The following is a 20,889-nucleotide window of genomic DNA, read 5'->3' as shown; positions in this document are numbered from 1 at the left end:
AACAATCTTAACACTCGCTATGCAAAAACGGCCGCGTAACAAGTGTAGCCGGAGCGTAAGGCGCTAGTATGTCGAATAGTGATAATAAAGAGCAAAGTGGGCCGGGGCCTGGTGATGTGCAAAGCCGCGCGTCACGTGGGGTTGTGAAGTGGTTTGATCAAAACAAGGGAATTGGCTTCGTTGTTGACGGGCAAACCGGCGAGGATGTTTTGCTGCATCAAAACATCTTGCGAGAGCTTGGCCTCAGCTCAATCGCCAAAGAAGTTGAGCTGACTTATCTGGTCGACGACAGCGCGCGCGGCGCGCGGATTTCCGAAATTACAGAAGTCATCGCGTCTGAAGATCTGCTGACGATTGCGGATTTAACTGCGGATGAACTAAGTGCGTTGCAGCCCGCGATCGTGAAGTGGTTTGATGCCAAAAAGGGCTACGGCTTTGTCATTCCTTACGGCGAGGCGAAAGAGGTCTTTTTTCATGCAGAAACTCTGCGTCTGTCATCCTTGGGTGAGGTCGCCTCTGGGTTGGGCATCTGTGTAGTCATTGAAAATGATGGCCCAAAAGCAGCAGTGAAATATCTGTTTCCCTGGACAGACGCGTCTCAGCTGGAGTTTGAATAAGTATTGTCTCGGCGTTGGTCCCGTAGCAGTGCGATATTTTTGTTATTTACTGTTCATTTACCTATTTGTTCATGAACCGTTCATAAACGTTACGCTACGTAATTGAAGTCGAAGATGTTCTCTTTGACAGGTAACGAGTAGTGCCACGTGCACGATGTATTTAGTAATGAGCCTGATGGAGTTACTCCGTCAGGCTTTTTAGTGCGCAGACGGAAAGCCCAGAGTGCACACTCAGAACTGTTTCACAAACAATGACGCATTATTCACGTATTTGCTTTAATCAGCGTTAATTATTTCATATGCTCTACCCGTGTTGTGTACAGATGTTGTTAGTATTGAGGTTGGTAGCTAGTGCGTGTGTTGATGATTGAAGATGACGAGGCCTTGGTCAAAGTTGTCGATAAAACTCTGAAAAAAGCCGATATTTTCACTTACTTCACAGGTAGTGGTGAAGAAGGCATCGATTTGGCGACGCGCTATGATTACGATCTGGTCCTGCTTGATCTGAAATTGCCAGATCTTGATGGGTACACGGTCCTCAAACGCTTGCGTGAAAACAAGGTGGAAACACCGGTGCTGATCCTGACAGGCATAAACCAGATTGATGAAAAGATCCGTGGTTTTGAATTGGGCGCAGATGATTTCATCACCAAACCGTTCAATGGCGATGAATTGCGCGCCCGTATTTCTGCGATTGTTCGGCGGTCACAAGGGCACAGTCACAACGCGCTTTCGGTCGGGGACCTGACAATTGATATTGAGGGGAAGGTCGCGGTTGCCAACGGACATAAACTTAAGCTGACCAAGAAAGAATTTCAGGTACTTGAAATGCTGGCCCGCAAAATGGGTCTGGTTGTTTCAAAGGATATGCTGCGCCAAGAGTTGTATGTGGCCGACGATGATCCTGATCATAACACGATAGATGTGTTCATCTTCCGTTTGCGCAAAAAGCTTGCCGCCGCCCAAAGTAGTACGCCAATTCAAACGATTAGGGGGCAGGGGTATGTGCTGGCAGAACCCGACCGGCCGTCAAAAGCCGCCGAACCCGAGGCGTAAAGCAATTCTGCCCGTGGGCAAATGACCGCCCTTGCGCGCCACTTAACTGACATTGGCAAAGCGGTGCATATGGCGCGCGTAGGCTCAGTTGTGGCTGCCGTTTGCTTTGTTCTTGTTGGGTATGCGCTGGTGTCCGCTGCTAATCGTGCGCATCAAGATGAGCTAAACGAAAAGGCAAATCAGCTTAAGAATGCGCTAATGCTGCAGTTCTCTCTTATTGAACAAGAAGTGGCGACCCTTGCGCAAATATTGTCGATTAAGGGCGTGCGTGATCTGAACGATTTCGACAAAGTATGGAGTCAAAATCACCGTCAGTTTTCGTCGGACCTAACCCGTGTCGTCGCATACGCACCTATATTATCACGCAGCGAACTTAGTGTTTTTGGCAATTACTATCAGCGAAATACGGACTATTTCGAGGCGCAGGGATATCCCGATTTACCACTTTTGAATCTGACCGGACCACCACTTTCTGCTCCGCTTTTGTTCGTGGATCCGCCTTCGGCTAGGCAAACGAAATTTGGTATTGATTTGACTGAAAACACGGAAGGGTTTCGCGCCGTTCAGCAAATGTTTCTGCTCAATCAGCCGGCATTGGTCGGGCCATATATCTTGTCGCTCGATGCACAGCGTGGTGATAACTACCTTAGTTTGATGGTGCTGTCTCCGGTCGTGGTTGAGAACGGTCAGCCAAGTGTTTGGCAGCGCGGCGTTGTGGCGGCTCCCGTCACACCCGAGGTTATGTTGTCGCAGAGCGGTGCTGTTGATGGGCTTGGTGACTACAGCATCCGTCTTTCTGTAAATGACGCTGACGCCCCACCGATCGAGATTGCGCCAAATTCCGCAGATATTGATTGGATGGACCGCGTTCTGCCTGAGTTGATTGCTGATGATGCGCTGTTGTCGCTTGGTGGGCGGACATTGACGTTAAGCGTGAGTAAAGCAAATCGTTTCAGTCCAACCGAGGCGATTATGTTCGTGGTCATCATGGGGTCAATATTTGCTGTGATCGCGCTAAGCTGGCTGTATCTGCGCCACATCAAACACGCCAGTGGACTTGTCCAAGCGGAACTTCTGGAGCGGGAAAGTGAGTTGCGCGCATCTGAACGCCGCATTGCGTATCTGCAAAATCAAGAAGCCATTGGCGAGTTGGTCGGCGGTGTAGCCCATGATTTTAACAATATTTTGGCAATCGTTCTGGCCAATGCAGAGCTTCTGCTGGACATGCCTTTGGATGAAAACGGCCAAGATTGCACCAATGAAATTCGCAAATCTGCAAGCCGTGGCACATCTTTGTCGCGGCAACTTTTAGCGTTTGGAAAGCGATCTTACCTCGAACCGAAAGCCCACCGCGTGGATGACTTACTGGGCGAAGCGATGGTTTTGTTTAAGCGTATCATGCCCGCATCAATTGAGATTTCTTCTGATGTTTCAGAAGCGTTGCCACCTGTTCAAATTGACCGCAATCAACTGGAAACGGCCTTTTTGAATTTGGCCATTAATGCCCGCGATGCGATGCCTGACGGCGGCAAATTTACCCTCACCGCACAATTGACGCATATCACGGCAAGCCAAACTGCGCATTTGCCGGGTGATCTTATCCCAGGAGAATATGTCCGAGTTCGGCTGCGCGATACCGGTTTTGGTATGAGTAAGGCGTTGGCAGAGAAGGTATTTGATCCCTTTGTGACCTCCAAGAAGGTCGGCACCGGCTCTGGGCTTGGCCTATCGATGGTTCAAGGGTTCATGCGGCAATCTGGCGGGACAATTTATCTGCAAACGCAGGAGGGTTCTGGCACCACAGTTGTGTTGTTGTTGCCGGTCGCGCGCAGTTTGGACGCCGAAAGCTCGGTGGAAACAAAGCCGCGCAGAGCGTCGCGTCAGACACAAAAGACGATACTGTTGGTCGAAGACGAACGCGGCGTGCGCCTAGCCATGACGCGTCAATTGCGCGCGGCAGGTCACAACGTGGTTGCGGTGAATTCAGGCGATGCAGCGTTGCAGGTATTGGATGAGAAGTCCAACATTGATCTGATAATCTCTGATATGGTCATGCCGGGTGCGTTGCAAGGCGTTGGCTTGGCTAGTGAAGTACGAAACCGGCTGCCCGATTTGCCGATCTTGTTGATGTCAGGCTATCCCAAAGAAATTGTGGGAGCGAATGCGGAAATGTCGCCACTGCCACCCATGGTGCAAAAGCCGGTATCAAGGGACGCTCTTCTGGATGCAGTCCGTGTGGAATTGAACCTATCGTCACGTTAGGCGTGCGGGCGTGTTGATCCCAAGCTGTCGCAGACCTACCTTAATGCTAACAAACAGGGGTGAGTATGATGAAGTTGAACGTAAACGGCACCGATCACCAAATTGACGTCGAAGATGACATGCCATTGTTGTGGGTTTTGCGCGATGTACTGGATATCAAGGGTGTGAAATACGGGTGTGGTATCGCGGCCTGTGGCGCGTGTACGGTCCATCTGAATGGGGATGCTGTGCGCAGTTGCCAGATTGCGGCAGCTGATGCGGTTGGATTTGAGATCACCACAATCGAAGGGATGGGCACACCGGACACCATGCACGCTGTTCAATCTGCATGGGTTGATTTGCAGGTCGCACAGTGCTGGTATTGTCAGTCCGGTCAGATGATGCAGGCAGCCGCACTTCTGCAGTCTATCCCCCGTCCAACCGATGCTGACATTGATGATGCGATGAACGGCAACCTATGCCGGTGTGGAACCTATCCGCGCATTCGTGCAGCTGTGAAGCAAGCCGCTGACACGCTGGCGAAAGGATAGATCATGAGTAAGCTCAAAAAGATCACCCGCCGTAGTTTCATGATTGGTTCTGGCCTTGTGGCTGGTGGCGTTGCGTTTGGAGCCTATAAGGTGGCGACACCGCACGCAAACCCGTTGCTTGCAGAGCTGCGTGAGGGCGAGGCTGCGTTTACGCCCTTCATTAAGATTACCGCAGATGCGGTTACGTTAATCACCCCACACACGGATGTGGGGCAAGGGGTGCAGACGGCTCAGGCGCTGCTGATTGCTGAAGAACTCGACATTGATCTTGATAAGGTCACGCTGTCGTTCGGCGCGCCAGATCCAGCGTACTACAACACCGCTCTCGCGGATGAGGCGGTGCCTTTTCAAAGCGCTGACGACAGCCTTGCCGCGCGGTCTGCGCGCGGGGCTGCGGGGGCTGCATTCAAGCTGCTTGGCCTGATGGTAACGGGGGGCTCAAGCAGTGTGCCTGACAGTTATGAAAAGCTACGCATGGCGGGGGCCGTTGCTCGCGAGACACTGAAAAAGGCTGCCGCCGATCAAACGGGTCAGCCGGTAAGTGCACTGCAAACGAAACAGGGCGCGGTCGTTTTGCCTGATGGCACCAGAATTGCCTATACCGACTTGGCGAAAGCGGCAGCGGACATTGCGCCAGTGACGGACGTTTCTTTGCGCGATCCTTCGGAATGGAAACGGCTTGGTAAGCCTGTGTTGCGCAATGATATCGTTGCCAAATCCACGGGCACACAGCGTTATACAATCGACCTGGAACTCGATGGGATGCTTCACGCAAGTGTGCGCACCAATCCCAAACGCGGCGGTTCTGCGGCGCAATATGATACAGCCGCAGCGGAACAAATGCGCGGCATCAGTGCGATTGTGCCTGTGATTAATGGCATCGCCGTGGTTGCAGATAACACATGGCGCGCGATCAGGGCTGTTAATGCGATCGGCTGCGAATGGCCCGATGCTCCGTACCCCGCTGAAATGGCGGATCACTGGCAGGCGGTTTCTGATAGCTTTACGGACGATGCGCTAGATAAAGAGTGGCGCAATGATGGTGATGTCAACGCCGCGCTGGGCAAAGATGCGAAGGGGGTGCAGCAGATCGAGGCGGAATACTTTGCGCCTTACGTTGCCCACCAACCGCTTGAGCCGCTTTGTGCCGTGGCGCGAACTCTTGAAACCGGAATAGAGATCTGGATCGCACATCAGATGTCGCGGTTTTTGCAGCAAAAAGTCGCGGCTGTGGTTGGCTGTGATGCCGATGAAGTGATTTTCCATCAACAGATGGCAGGGGGCAGTTTTGGTCACCGTCTTGAGTTTGATGTTGTTACCCAAGCCGCTGAAATTGCAGTGGCAATGAAGGGCAAGCCGGTCAAGTTAACCTACTCACGCGAAGAAGATTTTGCCCAGGATTACGTCCGTCAGATCAGCATTGGGCGCGCAAAAGGCGCGCTTAAAGATGGTGGGGTGCACGCATGGCAGATGGATATCGCATCGCCGTCCGTAACGGCGTCGCAAATGACACGTTTGGGTCAGCCCGCTGCGGGGCCTGATACCCAAATTGCAGCGGGTGTTTGGAATATGCCTTACGCGGTGCCGCACTTGTCCGTGCGCGCATATCGCACACCAGAGTTAGCGCCGATTAGCTCATGGCGATCTGTTGGTGCGTCATCGGCTGCGTTTTTTGCAGAGAGTTTTTTGGATGAAATGATCCATGCTGCGGGTGCCGATCCGGTGGCGGAACGCTTAAGGTTGATACAGTCGCCACTCCACCGGGCTGTTTTGGAGGCGGTTGCGGAAATGTCGGATTGGGGGGCACCGCTTGGCCAAGGGCAGGGGCGCGGCGTTGCCATTGTTGAAAGCTTCGGCGTGCCAACAGCGGAAGTGGTTCAAGTACGCGATACTAGTCGCGGCATTGTGATCGAAAAAGTCTGGGTTGCCGCAGAAGTGGGGCAGGTGCTTGATCCGATCAATTTTGAAAACAACGTGATGGGTGGGGTTGCCTGGGGGCTTGGTCACGCAATGAACTGTGAAATTACGTTCACAGATGGCGTCGCCGATCAGCGTAATTTTGACATGCACGACGGAATACGCATGGCGCAGTGTCCGCAAATTGAGGTCCGTGGTTTGACAAACGGTGACAAAGTACGCGGCATCGGTGAGCCACCTGTCCCGCCCGCCGCGCCTGCGCTTGCGAACGCGATCTTCGCGGCCACGGGGCAAAGGGTGCGCAGGATGCCGTTCTGGAATAACGTTGATTTTGCCTAAGCGGAGACTGGCGCAGTAGTTGAGAACCGCTCGCAATTATCTTGCTAGTTGCGAGTAGTTCGCATAAACGGGTTGCAGTTAATCAATGGAGATCTGCATATGTTTTTCTTCCGTCCATCTCTTTCATCGTCATTTTGTTCGCTGGTTATGGCGGGTGCGTTTGCTATTTTGCCAATCAAGGCTGTTGCGGACGAACAGTTTAAAGTGGTGACGACTTTTACGGTTCTGGCCGATATGGCGCGCAATGTGGCGGGTGATGCAGCAGTTGTGGAAAGCGTGACAAAACCCGGGGCAGAAATACACGGCTACGCCCCCACGCCCCGCGATATTCTGCGCGCACAAGATGCGGATTTGATTTTGTGGAACGGGCTGAATCTCGAGCTTTGGTTTGAGCAGTTCTTGAGCAATTTATCCGAGGTGCCCAGTGCTGTTCTGACTGACGGCATTACGCCGATCAGCATTTCTGCAGGTGAGTATACGGGCCTGCCAAATCCACATGCGTGGATGGGGCTGGATAATGCGCTGATTTATGTGGACAACATACGTGACGCATTGGTCACCCATGATCCGGACAACGCCGAGACATACCGCGCCAATGCTGATGCCTACAAAGAACTTATCACCCAAACGATTGCACCTTTACGCGACCGTGTTGCAGCAATCCCGCAACAACAGCGCTGGCTGGCAACGTGCGAAGGCGCGTTTAGCTATCTGATCAAGGACTTCGCAATGCAGGAGCTATATCTGTGGCCGATGAACGCAGATGCCCAAGGTACCCCACAACAAGTGCGCCGTGTGATTGATGCCGTGCGTGCGAATGATATCCCTGCGGTGTTTTGCGAAAGCACTGTGAGCCAAGCCCCCGCGGAGCAGGTCGCGCGTGAAACAGGTGCCAGTTATGGTGGCGTGCTCTATGTCGATAGCCTTAGTGCACAGGATGGGCCTGTGCCCACATATCTGGACCTACTTCGTGTGACATCACAAACAATTGCCGATGGTTTGGGCGGATGAAAGACATAGCCGCGCCCCTTAGCACTGGCATCAAAGCCGAACATGTGACCGTTACTTACCGCAACGGGCATACCGCTTTGTCGGACGCGAGTTTTGAAATTCCCGCAGGCACAATTACAGCGTTGGTTGGGGTGAACGGGGCAGGTAAATCCACTTTATTCAAAGCAATTATGGGATTTGTTCCTGCCGCACGAGGCGAGATTTCTGTGATGGGCATGTCCGTTAAGGCGGCTCTTGCCAAGAACATGGTGGCCTATGTGCCCCAGAGCGAGGACGTGGATTGGAGCTTCCCCGTGCTTGTGGAAGACGTGGTGATGATGGGTCGCTACGGTCATATGGGGTTTCTGCGTCGGCCGTCTGCTGCGGACCATGCGGCCGTCACGGAGGCATTGGACCGCGTCGGCATGAAAGCCTACCGTCACCGTCAAATCGGCGAGCTTTCAGGTGGGCAGCGCAAGCGCGTTTTTCTTGCGCGCGCATTGGCCCAGCAAGGGCAGGTGATCTTGCTTGATGAGCCGTTTACAGGCGTTGATGTGCAAACAGAGGATGCTATCGTGGCATTGTTGCAAGCCATGCGCGATGAGGGGCGCGTCATTTTGGTTTCGACCCACAACCTTGGATCCGTACCAGAGTTTTGTGACCGCACGGTGTTGGTTAAAGGCACTGTGCTGGCATCTGGCCCAACCGCAGACGTGTTCACCCATGCCAATCTTGAAATCGCCTTTGGCGGCGTTCTGCGCCACTTTGTTCTAACCGGTTCTCAGCTTCACGATGATGATGACACCCGGTCTGTTCGGGTCATCACCGATGATGAGCGCCCCTTCGTGGTCTACGGCGACGAGATGCAAGCAGCGTCCGATGCGCCAAAAGCCAAAGGCGAAGGGACCGAATGATCGACACGCTCCTTGAGCCTTTTGGCTATGCCTACATGTTCAGTGCAATTTGGGTCAGCTCGCTGGTGGGGTCGGTTTGTGCGTTTTTGTCTGCTTATCTGATGCTTAAGGGGTGGTCTTTGATTGGCGACGCGCTGAGCCATTCGATCGTGCCGGGGGTAGCGGGGGCGTATATGCTGGGCCTGCCATTTGCGCTTGGGGCGTTTGCGGCTGGCGGTTTGGCGGCGGCATCCATGCTTCTTTTGAACCAACGCACTGGCCTGAAAGAGGATACTATCATTGGTCTGATCTTTACGTCATTCTTCGGGCTTGGACTGTTTATGGTCTCGATCTCTCCTATTTCGATCAGTGTGCAGACCATCACCTTTGGCAATATTTTAGCCATTACTCCTTCGGACACGCTGCAATTGGCTGTCATCGGTTTTGTGAGTTTAGCTGTGCTTTTGGCAAAGTGGAAAGACTTCATGGTGACGTTCTTTGATGAAGATCACGCCCGTTCAATCGGGTTAAGGCCCGATGTTTTGAAAGTCATTTTCTTTGCGATTTTGGCCGCTTGTTGTGTGGCCGCGATGCAAACTGTTGGTGCGTTTTTGGTCATCGCCATGGTCGTGACGCCCGGTGCGACGGCCTATTTGTTGACTGACAGGTTCCCACGTTTGCTTGCTCTAAGTGTGGCGATTGGTGCGGGAACAAGCTGTGTCGGCGCCTATCTGAGTTACTTCTTGGACGGTGCAACGGGTGGGCTGATCGTGAGCCTGCAAACCCTGATCTTTCTGGTCGCGTTCATGCTTGCGCCAACCCATGGGTACCTTGCGGCGCGTCGGCGTGCGGCCAAAGCGGTGCGGGCAAACTGATGGACGAGTTGCTGTTGCCGTTTCAATTTGCGTTCATGAACAAGGCTTTCGTGATCATGGCAATGCTAAGCATTCCGACCAGCCTGTTATCTTGTTATCTGGTCCTCAAGGGGTGGTCGTTGATGGGCGATGCGATCAGCCATGCGGTGCTGCCGGGGATCGTGTTGGCCTATGTATTCAGCATCCCGTTACTCATAGGGGCGTTTGTTGCAGGTATGTTTTGCGCTGTTGCGACTGGCTTTCTCAGCGATAACAGCCGCGTCAAGCAGGACACCGTTATGGGTATTGTGTTCTCGGGAATGTTTGGGTTTGGGATTGTCTTGTACACCAAGATTTCTACCAACCTGCATCTGGATCACATCCTTTTTGGCAACATCTTGGGGGTGGGTGAACAGGATCTTTGGACGGCTGGCCTGATTTCCCTAGGGGTTGCGGGTATCGTGATCGCCAAGCGACGTGATTTGATGTTGCACGCGTTTGACCCGGTCCAAGCGCAGGCTGTGGGATTGCGGGTTGGGTTGCTGCACTACGGGCTTCTAGCGCTGATTTCCCTGACAATTGTCGCGACCTTGTCTGCAGTCGGCATTATTTTGGCAATTGGATTGCTGATCGCACCGGGCGCGATTGCGTATCTGTTGTCCAACCGCCTCAGTATCATGTTGCCGACCGCCGTATTCATTACGCTTGCCTCAAGTGTCGTGGGTATCTACGCCAGTTTTTTCATCGACAGTGCACCGGCGCCAACAATCATTTTGGTGCTGACCATTTGCTTCATTGCGGCCTTTGTGCGGGCGCGCTTTAAACTTCGCGCAGCCTGATAGGGTCTGTCAGAAACCCTAAGAAACTGGTGGGTTGAACAAGTGTTGCGCAGTGGTATTGACCATGTGGACCCTGCAAAACGGCAGGATATTATGGCCACTGCCAAAACATGTGAGGCGCAGCAGATGTCCCTTAGGGCGATCTTGGTGAAAGTGATAGACGGCTGGGCGCTGTTGGGTGGCGCTTTGCTTTTGATCATTGTCGCCGTCACCGCGATTAATGCCGCAGGTTTCAGCGCGAATGTCATCGCGCGGTTGTGGGGGGGGACAGTTCCTGGGTTGCCGGGTTACGAAGACGCGGTTCAGATGCTGGTTGGCGTCGCGGCACTGGCGATGTTCCCTTACGCGCAACTGCACAGTGCGCACGCTTCCGTTGATGTGTTTATGCAATACGCACCCGCGCGGGCCAGCCGGATCGTTACCGTTTTATCCAACACTGTGTTGGCCGCAATTTTGGTGTGGATGGCGTTCATGCTGGTCCAAGGTACGCTTCAAATGCGCGCGGATCACGTTGAAACCACGGTTCTGGGCTGGCCCGTGTGGATGTTTATGTCTTCGGCAGTTGTGTCCTGCGCGCTTTGGTCAGTGGCGGCACTTATGGCAATAGCGGGACCACCGGAGAATACCGATGGAGCGTGAAATCATTGGCATTTATGGACTGCTGGCGCTGTTTGTTCTGATCATGCTGCGCATCCCCGTGGCGTTGGCGATGTTGGTTACTGGTGTTGTTGGCACGTGGGTGCTGAGCCTCGCCTCGCCGTTCATCAAATTCGGCCCTTATCTTTTGCAATTCAAAACTGCGCTTTGGAACTCGGTGGCGAATTATGATCTGTCGGTTGTGCCTCTGTTTGTGCTCATGGGCTTTTTGGCGGCGGAAACGGGTCTCAGCCGTGATTTGTTTCAAGGTTTAAGTGCGCTGACGCAGAAAATACGCGGTGGGGTGGCAATGGCGACCGTGCTGGCCTGTGCGGGTTTTGGGGCGGTAAGTGGCTCGTCTATCGCAACCGCATCGACCATGAGCCGCGTTGCACTGCCCGAGCTGCGCCGCCTGAAATATAACGAGGGCCTTTCGACAGGCGTGCTGGCCGCAGGCGGTACGTTGGGCATTTTGATCCCGCCGTCCGTGGCTTTGGTGATCTACGCGATCGTCGTGGAAGCGCCGATCATAGAGATGTTCCAAGCCGCTATCGTCCCCGGTCTTTTGGCAGTCGTGTTTTTCCTAATTGTCATACGTATGCGAGTGGCCCGAAACCCTGACCTTGCCCCGCAACCCATCGCGCTCAGCCCATCAGAACGTGCTCATGCCATCAGGCGTTTGATCCCTGTCACGTTGATTTTTGGGGCCATTATTTTGGGTCTTGGTATGGGATTTTTTACGCCGACACCTGCGGCGGGCGTAGGAGTGTTTTTGATCTTGGGGTACGGCCTTTTGTTGAGGCGCACGTCTGATGACGGGCTGACTTTTGGGCGCTTGAAAGCAGCACTTCTGGCGACAGCAAAAACCGCATCGATGATCTATTTCATTTTGTTCTCCGCAGATATCCTCAAGGGCTTTTTCGCGCGGACTGGCCTGCCAGCGTCGCTGAGCGATTGGGCAGGGGCCTCTACGCTTGAGCCTTATGTCATTCTGATTTTGATGTTGGTCGTCTTGATCATTTTGGGCTGCTTTTTGGAAAGCCTGTCGATGATCTTGGTCGTGGTGCCGTTCTTTTGGCCTGTCTTGATCGAGCTCAATGGCGGGGATTTTATCACCGCTGAGACTGCTGCATTCGGCATGACGACCGATGATTTACGCATCTGGTTTGGAATTCTTGCGCTTATTGTCGTAGAACTTGGGTTGATTACGCCGCCGGTTGGCCTCAATGTTTTTGTGATCAAATCCTTTTCGCCTGCCACGAGCCTAGGCGTCATTTTCCGTGGTGTAGCGCCATTTTTTGGAATTGAATTGATCCGCGTTGCACTATTGTTGGTCTTGCCCGCGCTAGCTCTTTATTTACCGCGCGTGTTGTAAGCCTGCTGATGTGTGCTGTGTTTCTCTTGCATCCGAACAACAACTAGATCGAGTAATATCATTTGCCCTGATGCAGGCCAGTGCCAGAAATGTTTTCGAATTATCTCGGCATTGAAGGTAAAAGAAAAATTTAACCTCGGTGCCTTTGTTGGTCGTTAGTTTTGTGCCTTAACTGTATTGGCAACAACCTCCTATGCTGCGTAATTTGTACGGTAGCTAGATAAGCTTGTTGGTGAAGCTGATTGGCATAGCACCGTTGGCCTCAACCCTACTTATACTCAACACTAAAATGGTAGTCTGCCTGACACGAAACACAAGCTGGTCTTAAAGGTGTTGGACATACTGGTCTCTCATTGTTTGTGGCCTTGTAAGATCACTGTGTTTATTGACCGTTAGTCATGTGATTATGAGCAAACGGGTCCAGAGTTGAGGTTAACTTAAATGCTGTAGTATTGTATACCGGACTCCAATCGTAATTGGTTCTTAATTTGCCGTAACGCTGAGAACCTCTGTGAGCTCTGTTTTGCCGAGTTGTAGTTCTGTTTCAATCATACGGTATCATGAATGTTTTGCTGCCTTCACTTAACTTAATGGTTGGGAATACGTCGGTGAATTCGAAAAGGTGAAGTTCGTTTTCTATTCTGAATTACGTCTGTGAGACGGCTCATATTACTAAACTACAAATTCAAAATGATATTGCTACCGAAATTTTGGCGTAGGCTCATACGGGGCAAAAGGATATTTTGACGTTGCTTCAATAACACCTAGCGTTCAGCTCAGTTTGTAATTCTGCTACTTAACCCAACACTTCGATGCGCGAAAAATTTCCTTTATCTGATACTGTTTATCAAGCACCAAAAACATGTTTATGGAAGAAAAATGCTCAGATTTTTAATACAGTAGAGCCTGTTGTCTCGCGGGCCTCCAGCGCTTTATGAGCTTTTACTACCTCACTCAATGCGAACCGCTGGCCAATGTTAATCTTCACATCTCCCGTCAGCACTTTTGCAGCAAGATTTTGTGCCATAGCCTGACAGGTGTCATGATCGCTAATATGAGTGAAAATCGTCGGTCGAGTTATTTTTAACGATCCCTTTTTTCCCAAAATACCGACTTCAAAAGGGGGAACCGGCCCCGAAGCATTTCCGAATGATATCATCATGCCTAGTGGTTTGAGAGAATTGAGTGATCCGTCGAAGGTGTCTTTACCAACAGCGTCCATCACGACGTCAACGCCTTTGCCGTCTGTTAGGTCACGCACTCGCTCAACCCAATCTTCACTACGGTAATTAAGGCAATGGGTCGCTCCATGATCTTTCGCTAGCTGGCATTTCTCACCTGTTCCTGCGGTTCCGATCAATCTGATCCCTTCCGAGCGCGCCCATTGGCAAGCCAAAAGGCCGACACCGCCAGCTGCTGCGTGAAACAGTACGGTATCACCAGATTTCAGGGGTGAGGTGCGATGGAACAGATACTCGACCGTCATACCTTTGAGCATCATCGCAGCACCTTCCTCGTAGGAGATGCCATCAGGTAGTGGACAGACCTGTGCTGCAGGCATGACCCGTGCCTCAGAATAAGCGCCTGGTGGGTTCGAGGCATATGCGGCTCGATCGCCGACTTTAAGATGCGTGACCCCTTCGCCCACGGCATCAATTACTCCTGCGGCTTCCATTCCCATTGCATGGGGCAATTGCATTGGATACATTCCTCTGCGTTGGTAAACATCGATAAAATTCAAGCCAATAGCTTTATGAACAATTCGGACCTCACCATTTTGAGGTTCACCTACATCAAGATCCACCAATTTGAACTGATCTGGTCCGCCATGTGCTTCGATGATTGCTGTTAATGCCATTTCTGATCCTCATGTTGCTCCTCTAACAAGAGAGCAATTCCATAGGGATGTCTAATACTTACCTGTATTTGTAGGACGTAAAAAATCTCCCAACTCCAAAGAAATTATCTTGAATTTATCGCAGGTTGAAGTCGACCCTAGTTCCTGAAGGTTAGTGTCTGAGTGGCGACTTGGGTGATAGGGAATTGGTAAAAAAACCCTTTATTGGATTATCTTTGACCTAAATTAAACCGCCAAGGCGAGCTGGCTCACCGAACACTTCTAAATTATGATCGGTCCTTATCAGGGGATGGTGCTTGTCGATATGGCAGCGCCTGTCATACTAGGTGGGCGCTTGGCGGAAGTTGTCATGCGGAGATTGCCGCCTGATCTGGGTGAATAAACAGAGGCGCTCTTGGCGAGCCTTGGGAAAGGGTAGGGGGAGTATCATGGAACCAGAGGAATCTGAGCTGATCTGTACCCGCGACGGCGATTTGCTCACTCTGACGTTAAACCGCGGCTCCAAAGCCAACTCTTTATCGCCTTCGCTGGTTGAAGATTTGATCATGGCACTCGATCAAGCAGGCGACGTACGTATCGCGATCATTCAGGGCCGGGGAAAGCATTTCTGCGCCGGTTTTGACTTATCTGATATCGCCGATTTGTCGGATGGTGACTTGTTGTGGCGTTTTGTTCGGATCGAATTGCTGCTGCAAAAAATTCATTTGAGCCCTTTCCCGATCATCGCGTTGGGGCACGGGCAGATTGTTGGTGCAGGGGCCGATCTTTTCGCCGCCTGTTCGCGCCGCGTATTAGCTCCCGGCGCGAAACTCAAAATGCCAGGCTGGAATTTTGATCTGGCCCTTGGTACCGGGCGGCTGGTTGCCCTAATTGGGCAAGATGCCGCGCGAGATATGTTGATAGATACCAAATCCATTTCAGCAGAAGAGGCTTTTGACATAGGACTTGCAACTGATCTGGTGGGTAAAGGGAATTGGAAAGTATTCGCCGTCCGCTTCGCCGCCCGCGCACGCGCGCTTCCATTTCATGCGACGAGCCGAATGATGGAGCTGACCCGTGCGCCAGGCGATGCTAACCATGATCTGGCAGCTCTAGTGCGCACTGCTGCGGAGCCTGGCCTGAAAGCCCGCCTTGAGGCGTACCGAAGTCGGGCCATGCGCGAAAATAAATAGCCTCACAGTATGGGCAGGATCAGGCTCAGCGCCATTACAGAAAGCATTATGAGGGTTGCCGTTCGGAATAGTTGTTCCGATAGGCGATGACGAACTGCGCCGCCTAGTGCGACGCCCACGAACATTACGCAGGATCCGACCACGGATATCAAAACGTCTTGCATGGAGAACAAGCCTAGCTTGCCAAGGCCGAAAGCCATGACGAAACTCGACAGGGTGAACGAGCAATTTACGGCTTGAATGAATAGGTCGCGCGGCATCTTGAGCATCATCAAAAACGGTACAACGGGCATGACTTGGGAGCCTGTGACGCCGTTGATCGTTCCAGTCACTAACCCAATGATCGGCACGAGCGGCCGTTCAAGATGGGCGGATAGGGTAAGACTTGGCTTTGCCAGCGAAAACCCGATCCATAGGAATACCATAACGCCTAAGATCCCGCTGGCCAGATTAGCGTCGATTTTTGAAAGCATCCAAAGCCCAAACGCTAGCCCTGGAATCAGGGTCAACAGCAGCGGCCAGAACCGTGCCACGGTCACCCCAAAATGACCCGCTTGGCGCATCACCATGAGATTTGACAACACTGACGGGATAACTACCAAAGGCAAAGCTTCTTTAAGTCCGAACATCAGTGCGAGTATGGGCAGACAGGTTGTGGTGAACCCTATACCCGTGATCCCTTTGGCTGTTCCTGCGAATAAGTAAGCGCCAGAAATAACGGCAATATGTAGAAGGCTCAGGTCAAAGCTCATGCTCCGGCCAAGTACTCCATTGCCGCCTGCGCACCGCCTCTTTGGAAGTCTACCTTGGCGCGCATCAGACCCATCTCGACACCGCAGAGCGTGCCCATTAACATTAAGTCGTTGAAATCGCCCAGATGTCCGATGCGAAATACGCGATCTTCGACTTTGTTCAGTCCAGTTCCCAGCGACATATCGTAACTGTCCAAAATCTCGGCCCGCAAGGCATTAGCGCCTTTTTCATCGGGCATTAAAACGGCTGTGAGGCTGTTTGAGCGCTCTGCGGGGTTGCTCGCTAAAATATTCAGACCCCAAGCGTCAACCGCTTTACGCGTAGCGCCAGCGTGGCGCGCATGGCGGTCAAACACCGCCTGCAGCCCCTCTTCGGCAAGCATATCCAGCGCCTCGCGCAGACCATAAAGCAGCGTGGTCGCAGGCGTATAGGGAAAAAACCCCTGTTCATTCGGTGCCGCCATGTCGCGCCAATCCCAATAGGAGCGCCGGTCGCCACCTGCCTCACAAGCCGCCCATGCCTTAGGTGAAATTGTGTTGAAAGATAGCCCAGGTGGCAACATTAGCCCTTTTTGCGATCCAGCCACCACTACATCAACGCCCCAAGCGTCAGTCTGAAAATCTATTGAGCCAAGCGATGAAATCGTATCCGCGATAAGTAGTGCTGGATGTCCGGCCGTGTCGATAGCCGCACGCACGGCGGCAATGTCAGATGTAATCCCGGTGGCGGTGTCATTGTGCACAACGCAGACCGCTTTGATCTTGTGATCTGTGTCCGCGGTAAGTTGAGCTTCTATGGCTTCGGCATTGGCACCTGTTCGCCAGTTGCCTTGCATGAAGACCGGGTCGAACCCTAATTTCTGCGCCATATTCTTCCACAGCGTTGCGAATTGGCCGGTTTCATACATCAAAACTTTGTCGCCGGGGGACAATACGTTTACTAACGCCGCCTCCCAAGCCCCTGTGCCTGAGGCGGGATATATCACCACTTGGTTTTGCGTTTTGAATACCGCCTTCAGGTCTTCCAAAATGCTTCGCCCTAGTTCTGCAAATTTAGGGCCACGATGGTCAATAACTGCGCGATGCATGGCCCGCTGAATACGATCTGGCGTGTTCGTAGGTCCTGGGATTTGTAGAAAATGTCGTCCTGATTTCATGGTACCACCAAAAAAGTTTGCGCATCTAGATTCCAATGTTAAAGTTAAGTAATTAAAGGTCAAGTTGCATGGCGATAGACGCAGAAAAGTTGAAAAGCCTTGTCGAAGGCGAAGTCCTTTCCTCCAGCTTTGACCAGGGGCGTTACGCCACGGATGCCTCGATTTACCAGATCCGGCCGCGTGCCGTACTAATTCCCAAAACATGGACCGACGTCGAAGCCGCGCTGGATTTCGCTAATTCTGAGGGGATTTCGCTTTTGCCCCGTGGCGGCGGCACTTCGCAGTCAGGCCAGACGGTAGGCGATGCCCTAGTTATCGATTTCACCAAGCACCTTAACAAAGTTGAGCACTACGATGCCAAAAAGGGCTGCATCACCGTTCAGCCGGGTCTAGTTTTAGATGATTTGAATCGCAGGCTTAAGACAGATGGGTGGTGGTATCCGGTGGATGTCTCAACGGCCTCGCGCGCGACACTTGGCGGGATGGCGGCCAACAATTCATGCGGATCGCGTTCGATCCGCTATGGCAAGATGCAAGACAACGTTGAGGCTTTAGAGGCCATCTTGGCAAATGGCGAGATGCACCGTTTCGCGGCGCTTCGCCCTGACGCGGCATTGGACACTGATATGCGTGCCTTGGCCCTGCGCGAGGAAGTAGAAATTCGGGCGCGTTTCCCGAAGGTTCTGCGCCGCGTTGGCGGGTATAATATCGACGCCCTTTTGGGAGATGCCCCGAATATGGGCCAGCTTTTGATAGGGTCTGAAGGAACGCTGGCGATTACGAAATCCTTAGATTTAAAACTTTCGCCGACGTTAACAACCAAAACGCTGGGCGTGTGCCACTTCCCCACATTTCATGCGGCAATGGACGCCGCACAGCATATTGTTAAACTGAACCCAGTTGCTGTGGAGCTTGTGGATCACAATATGATCCGTCTGGGCCGTGGCATACCTCAGTTCAAGCCGATAGTTGATCGGTTTGTCAAAGGCGAGCCGGCAGCGCTACTTTTAGTCGAATTTGCCGAAACAAACGCCGAAAATCGCCGCCGCCTGAGTGCCCTGGGCGATCTGATGGCAGAGCTCGGTTTTCGCTGGGGTGATCCGGGTAAACGTGAGGGCGGAGTTGTAGAGGCTGAGGATCCAAGCTTTCAGGCCGAAATCTGGGGCGTGCGGACCCAAGGGCTTAACATTATGATGTCGATGCGGAGCGAAGGTAAACCGGTTTCCTTTGTTGAGGATTGTGCGGTCCCTTTAGAGCATCTGGCAGACTTCACCACAAAGCTAACGGAGGTTTTTCGCAAACATGGTACGGATGGAACGTGGTATGCCCACGCCTCTGTAGGACTGCTGCACGTGCGCCCGGTGCTGAACTTGCGACAGGATATGGGGCTGCGCAAGATGCGCGCTATTGCCGAAGAAGCCTTTGATCTCGTAGCGGCATTCAAAGGCTCGCATTCTGGTGAACATGGGGATGGCATTGTCCGGTCCGAATTTCACGAACGCATGTATGGAGTTCGGATGGTGCGCACGTTCGCAGAGGTCAAGGATCGCTTCGACCCTGGCGGTGTGATGAACCCTGGCAAAATTGTTCGTGCGCCCAAGATGGATGAGCGTAGCCTGACCCGCTGGCCCGAAAACTATGATCCGCAAAACCGCTCCACGGTGTTCGACTGGTCGGATTGGCCCGGCGGTCTGACCGGCGCCGCGGAGATGTGCAATAATAACGGTGCCTGCCGGAAAAGTACGACTGGGGTCATGTGCCCCTCTTTTAGGGTGACCGGTGATGAAAAGGACCTCACCCGTGGGCGCGCCAATGTGCTGCGTTTGGCTTTGACAGGGCAGCTCGGAAAGGATGCTTTTACTTCGGATCAGATGGCTGAAGCGATGGAACTTTGCGTAGGTTGCAAAGCCTGCAAAAGCGAATGCCCGATGTCTATTGATATGGCCAAGATGAAGGCGGAGGTTCAGGCCGCGCGGGTAGCTTCGGTGGGTCTGAAATTGCGTGATAGGATCATTGCATCTCTGCCTCGCATGGCTTCCGCGGCGACTAAACTTGCTCCACTGGCCAATGCGAGTCGTGGCCTGGCCCACTTTGTTGGCTTCAGTACATCCCGTAAGCTGCCCGCGTTCAAAAGGGCTTTTGCAGGAAAACCGGATGGCGAGGTTTTGCTCTTTGCCGATACCTTCAACCGATACTTCGACCCTGAAACCCTAGCTGCCGCGCAGCGCGTGATTGAGCGTGCTGGGTTCAGTGTCGGCGTGTTATCTATCAAGGGCCGTCCGCTATGCTGTGGGCGCACCTACCTGTCCGCCGGACTGCCCGACAAGGCGAAGGCTGAATTGGAACGGACGACAATAGCGATGCGAGACGCTTTAGATGCTGGAAAGGTAATTGTCGGGCTAGAGCCTTCATGCACATTGATGTTTCGCGACGAAGCGGTAAACCTAATCTCTGATTGGACCGCAGACGATGGCGCGCAGATTTTGACCTTTGCCGAATTTATTGCACAACATTCAGATCACCTTACTGCCCGATCTGAGACGAAGGTGATGGTACATGGCCACTGCCATCAAAAGGCGATGGGTGTCGCACAGACAACCGTAGACGTCATCTCTGGGATTGAGGGGGCAAAGGCGCAGATGATCGAAAGTTCATGTTGCGGGATGGCCGGCCCCTTTGGCTATCAGGCTGAAACCGAAGAGGTCTCGCGCCAAATGGCGGAGCTGTCCCTTGCGCCTGCTGTCCGTGCCGCACTGCCTGATACCGTTGTCGTCGCGGACGGGTTTTCTTGCCGCTGTCAGATCGCCGATGTCGCTGGGCGCGAGGCGATGAGCCTTGCCAAACTGCTTGACCGGATGACCTGCTTGTGACCGAATTGCTTGTAACACTCACTCAGGATTTTGATCCTTTTCAAACGGCAGTTCTTGTCCTGATTTTCCTCTTTGCCGCGATCGTCAAAGGCTTTCTTGGGATCGGTTTGCCTGCAGCCTCCATGGCGTTCCTGACGCTGATCATGCCACCGACCGAAGCAATTCCATTGCTGTGGTTGTCGATCCTTGCCACTAATGCGCTGCAGTTTGCCCATGCCTCAGAAAAGCGGGAAATTATCCAAGAATACTGGCTTTTTGCGCTAGCGATCATGGTCTGCATTTTCATAACGTCCATGTTCATTGCCGATTACCCTACAGCGCTTTTGACCGTGGCGATTGGTATTGCAATGGTTGTGTTTTCTTTGAATCTTTTGTTCCCGATCAGCTTCGAGCTGGGGCCGGGGCGTGGCTGGCATTTGGGATTTGGAATTCTGTCTGGGACACTTGGTGGGATTAGTTCGATTTGGTCGCCCACGGTTGCGATGTATCTGGTCGCACGAGGTGTCTCGAAAGAGACTTTTATCGGCGCGACGGGTTTTCTGTTTCTGGCAGGTGCGTTACCATTAGGCGCTGGTCAGTTGGTGGCAGGAGTCTTGACCCTTCCGATGTTTGTGAAATCAGCCTTAGCATTGTGCGTAGTGCTAGTTGGATTTCGCATTGGCGAACAGTTGCAGGCCCATGTGAGCCAGCAATTCTTCCGTAAGGCGGTGTTGATCGCGTTCTTCTTAATGGGGTGCCGGCTGATTTTAAGCGGCTTGAGTTGAACGCCAGT

Annotated in this window: 17 protein-coding genes; 14 read left to right on the top strand and 3 right to left on the bottom strand. The window is 52.7% G+C overall.

Translation table 11 applies throughout. The features are described from left to right. Positions 1–68: 68 nt before the first annotated feature. The 11 genes from NIG5292_RS11060 (at position 69) to NIG5292_RS11010 (ending at position 12,308) form a co-directional block, all read left to right on the top strand. A complete protein-coding gene (locus NIG5292_RS11060; RefSeq protein WP_048599601.1) occupies positions 69–617 on the top strand; it encodes a cold-shock protein in 549 nt (182 codons plus the stop codon). Positions 618–980: 363 nt separating this feature from the next. Beyond that, a complete protein-coding gene (locus NIG5292_RS11055; protein ID WP_218151595.1) occupies positions 981–1,673 on the top strand; it encodes a response regulator transcription factor in 693 nt (230 codons plus the stop codon). Positions 1,674–1,694: 21 nt separating this feature from the next. After that, positions 1,695–3,935 (top strand): ATP-binding protein, encoded by a 2,241-nt coding sequence (locus NIG5292_RS11050; RefSeq protein WP_048599599.1) that lies wholly within the window; start codon positions 1,695–1,697, stop codon positions 3,933–3,935. A 68-nt stretch (positions 3,936–4,003) separates the two neighbouring features. Then, entirely contained in the window at positions 4,004–4,465 is a 462-nt protein-coding gene (locus NIG5292_RS11045) for a (2Fe-2S)-binding protein (RefSeq protein ID WP_048599598.1), read from the top strand. A 3-nt stretch (positions 4,466–4,468) separates the two neighbouring features. Beyond that, the gene (locus NIG5292_RS11040; protein WP_048599597.1) at positions 4,469–6,721 is read left to right on the top strand and encodes a xanthine dehydrogenase family protein molybdopterin-binding subunit; all 2,253 of its coding nucleotides are present in this window, start codon (positions 4,469–4,471) and stop codon (positions 6,719–6,721) included. Between the two features lie 147 nt (positions 6,722–6,868). Continuing rightward, positions 6,869–7,732 (top strand): metal ABC transporter substrate-binding protein, encoded by an 864-nt coding sequence (locus tag NIG5292_RS11035; RefSeq protein WP_048599666.1) that lies wholly within the window; start codon positions 6,869–6,871, stop codon positions 7,730–7,732. Continuing rightward, positions 7,729–8,625 (top strand): manganese/iron ABC transporter ATP-binding protein, encoded by an 897-nt coding sequence (locus NIG5292_RS11030; RefSeq protein WP_048599596.1) that lies wholly within the window; start codon positions 7,729–7,731, stop codon positions 8,623–8,625. The genes NIG5292_RS11035 and NIG5292_RS11030 overlap by 4 nt, the downstream gene beginning before the upstream one ends. After that, positions 8,622–9,479, top strand: a complete 858-nt coding sequence (locus NIG5292_RS11025; RefSeq protein ID WP_048599595.1) for a metal ABC transporter permease — start codon at positions 8,622–8,624, stop codon at positions 9,477–9,479. The genes NIG5292_RS11030 and NIG5292_RS11025 overlap by 4 nt, the downstream gene beginning before the upstream one ends. Further along, positions 9,479–10,297: a metal ABC transporter permease gene (locus NIG5292_RS11020; protein ID WP_048599594.1), complete on the top strand. Its 819-nt coding sequence runs from the start codon at positions 9,479–9,481 to the stop codon at positions 10,295–10,297. The genes NIG5292_RS11025 and NIG5292_RS11020 overlap by 1 nt, the downstream gene beginning before the upstream one ends. 93 nt (positions 10,298–10,390) lie before the next feature. Then, positions 10,391–10,936: a TRAP transporter small permease gene (locus NIG5292_RS11015; protein ID WP_233488218.1), complete on the top strand. Its 546-nt coding sequence runs from the start codon at positions 10,391–10,393 to the stop codon at positions 10,934–10,936. Further along, positions 10,926–12,308: a TRAP transporter large permease gene (locus NIG5292_RS11010; RefSeq protein WP_048599593.1), complete on the top strand. Its 1,383-nt coding sequence runs from the start codon at positions 10,926–10,928 to the stop codon at positions 12,306–12,308. Before NIG5292_RS11015 ends, NIG5292_RS11010 begins: the two co-directional genes overlap by 11 nt. Positions 12,309–13,191: 883 nt before the next feature. Here the strand turns inward: NIG5292_RS11010 and NIG5292_RS11005 are convergent. Then, positions 13,192–14,166 carry a quinone oxidoreductase family protein gene (locus tag NIG5292_RS11005; RefSeq protein WP_048599592.1) on the bottom strand — a complete coding sequence of 325 codons (975 nt, stop codon included), beginning with the start codon at positions 14,164–14,166 and terminating at the stop codon, positions 13,192–13,194. Between the two features lie 428 nt (positions 14,167–14,594). Between NIG5292_RS11005 and NIG5292_RS11000 the strand changes: the two genes are divergently transcribed. Continuing rightward, a complete protein-coding gene (locus tag NIG5292_RS11000; RefSeq protein ID WP_048599591.1) occupies positions 14,595–15,338 on the top strand; it encodes an enoyl-CoA hydratase/isomerase family protein in 744 nt (247 codons plus the stop codon). A gap of 2 nt (positions 15,339–15,340) precedes the next feature. Here NIG5292_RS11000 and NIG5292_RS10995 read toward each other — a convergent pair whose 3' ends face one another. Together NIG5292_RS10995 and NIG5292_RS10990 are read right to left on the bottom strand one after the other, a co-directional pair. Then, entirely contained in the window at positions 15,341–16,090 is a 750-nt protein-coding gene (locus NIG5292_RS10995) for a sulfite exporter TauE/SafE family protein (protein ID WP_048599590.1), read from the bottom strand. Beyond that, positions 16,087–17,247, bottom strand: coding sequence for a pyridoxal-phosphate-dependent aminotransferase family protein (locus tag NIG5292_RS10990; protein ID WP_048599589.1), 1,161 nt, complete (start codon positions 17,245–17,247; stop codon positions 16,087–16,089). Before NIG5292_RS10990 ends, NIG5292_RS10995 begins: the two co-directional genes overlap by 4 nt. A 68-nt stretch (positions 17,248–17,315) precedes the next feature. Here NIG5292_RS10990 and NIG5292_RS10985 point away from each other — a divergent pair, with 68 nt between their 5' ends. Both NIG5292_RS10985 and NIG5292_RS10980 read left to right on the top strand, forming a co-directional pair. Further along, on the top strand, positions 17,316–20,117 hold the full coding sequence (locus tag NIG5292_RS10985; protein ID WP_048599588.1) for an FAD-binding and (Fe-S)-binding domain-containing protein: 2,802 nt from the start codon (positions 17,316–17,318) through the stop codon (positions 20,115–20,117). After that, on the top strand, positions 20,114–20,881 hold the full coding sequence (locus NIG5292_RS10980; RefSeq protein ID WP_048599587.1) for a sulfite exporter TauE/SafE family protein: 768 nt from the start codon (positions 20,114–20,116) through the stop codon (positions 20,879–20,881). The genes NIG5292_RS10985 and NIG5292_RS10980 overlap by 4 nt, the downstream gene beginning before the upstream one ends. Positions 20,882–20,889 lie beyond the last annotated feature (8 nt).

Origin of the sequence: Nereida ignava (genome assembly GCF_001049735.1) — a bacterium.
In the GTDB taxonomy this organism is placed as follows: domain Bacteria; phylum Pseudomonadota; class Alphaproteobacteria; order Rhodobacterales; family Rhodobacteraceae; genus Nereida; species Nereida ignava.
This window is presented reverse-complemented; position numbering and strand designations above follow the sequence as displayed.

Coding starts and splice junctions, on each gene's coding strand:
- NIG5292_RS11025 (WP_048599595.1), top strand. CDS start 8,622: ATGATCGACACGCTCCTTGAGCCTTTTGGCTATGCCTACATGTTCAGT.
- NIG5292_RS11000 (WP_048599591.1), top strand. CDS start 14,595: ATGGAACCAGAGGAATCTGAGCTGATCTGTACCCGCGACGGCGATTTG.
- NIG5292_RS11020 (WP_048599594.1), top strand. CDS start 9,479: ATGGACGAGTTGCTGTTGCCGTTTCAATTTGCGTTCATGAACAAGGCT.
- NIG5292_RS10985 (WP_048599588.1), top strand. CDS start 17,316: ATGGCGATAGACGCAGAAAAGTTGAAAAGCCTTGTCGAAGGCGAAGTC.
- NIG5292_RS11045 (WP_048599598.1), top strand. CDS start 4,004: ATGAAGTTGAACGTAAACGGCACCGATCACCAAATTGACGTCGAAGAT.
- NIG5292_RS11030 (WP_048599596.1), top strand. CDS start 7,729: ATGAAAGACATAGCCGCGCCCCTTAGCACTGGCATCAAAGCCGAACAT.
- NIG5292_RS11055 (WP_218151595.1), top strand. CDS start 981: ATGATTGAAGATGACGAGGCCTTGGTCAAAGTTGTCGATAAAACTCTG.
- NIG5292_RS11060 (WP_048599601.1), top strand. CDS start 69: ATGTCGAATAGTGATAATAAAGAGCAAAGTGGGCCGGGGCCTGGTGAT.
- NIG5292_RS11040 (WP_048599597.1), top strand. CDS start 4,469: ATGAGTAAGCTCAAAAAGATCACCCGCCGTAGTTTCATGATTGGTTCT.
- NIG5292_RS11050 (WP_048599599.1), top strand. CDS start 1,695: ATGACCGCCCTTGCGCGCCACTTAACTGACATTGGCAAAGCGGTGCAT.
- NIG5292_RS11005 (WP_048599592.1), bottom strand. CDS start 14,166: ATGGCATTAACAGCAATCATCGAAGCACATGGCGGACCAGATCAGTTC.
- NIG5292_RS11015 (WP_233488218.1), top strand. CDS start 10,391: ATGGCCACTGCCAAAACATGTGAGGCGCAGCAGATGTCCCTTAGGGCG.
- NIG5292_RS10990 (WP_048599589.1), bottom strand. CDS start 17,247: ATGAAATCAGGACGACATTTTCTACAAATCCCAGGACCTACGAACACG.
- NIG5292_RS10995 (WP_048599590.1), bottom strand. CDS start 16,090: ATGAGCTTTGACCTGAGCCTTCTACATATTGCCGTTATTTCTGGCGCT.
- NIG5292_RS11035 (WP_048599666.1), top strand. CDS start 6,869: ATGGCGGGTGCGTTTGCTATTTTGCCAATCAAGGCTGTTGCGGACGAA.
- NIG5292_RS11010 (WP_048599593.1), top strand. CDS start 10,926: ATGGAGCGTGAAATCATTGGCATTTATGGACTGCTGGCGCTGTTTGTT.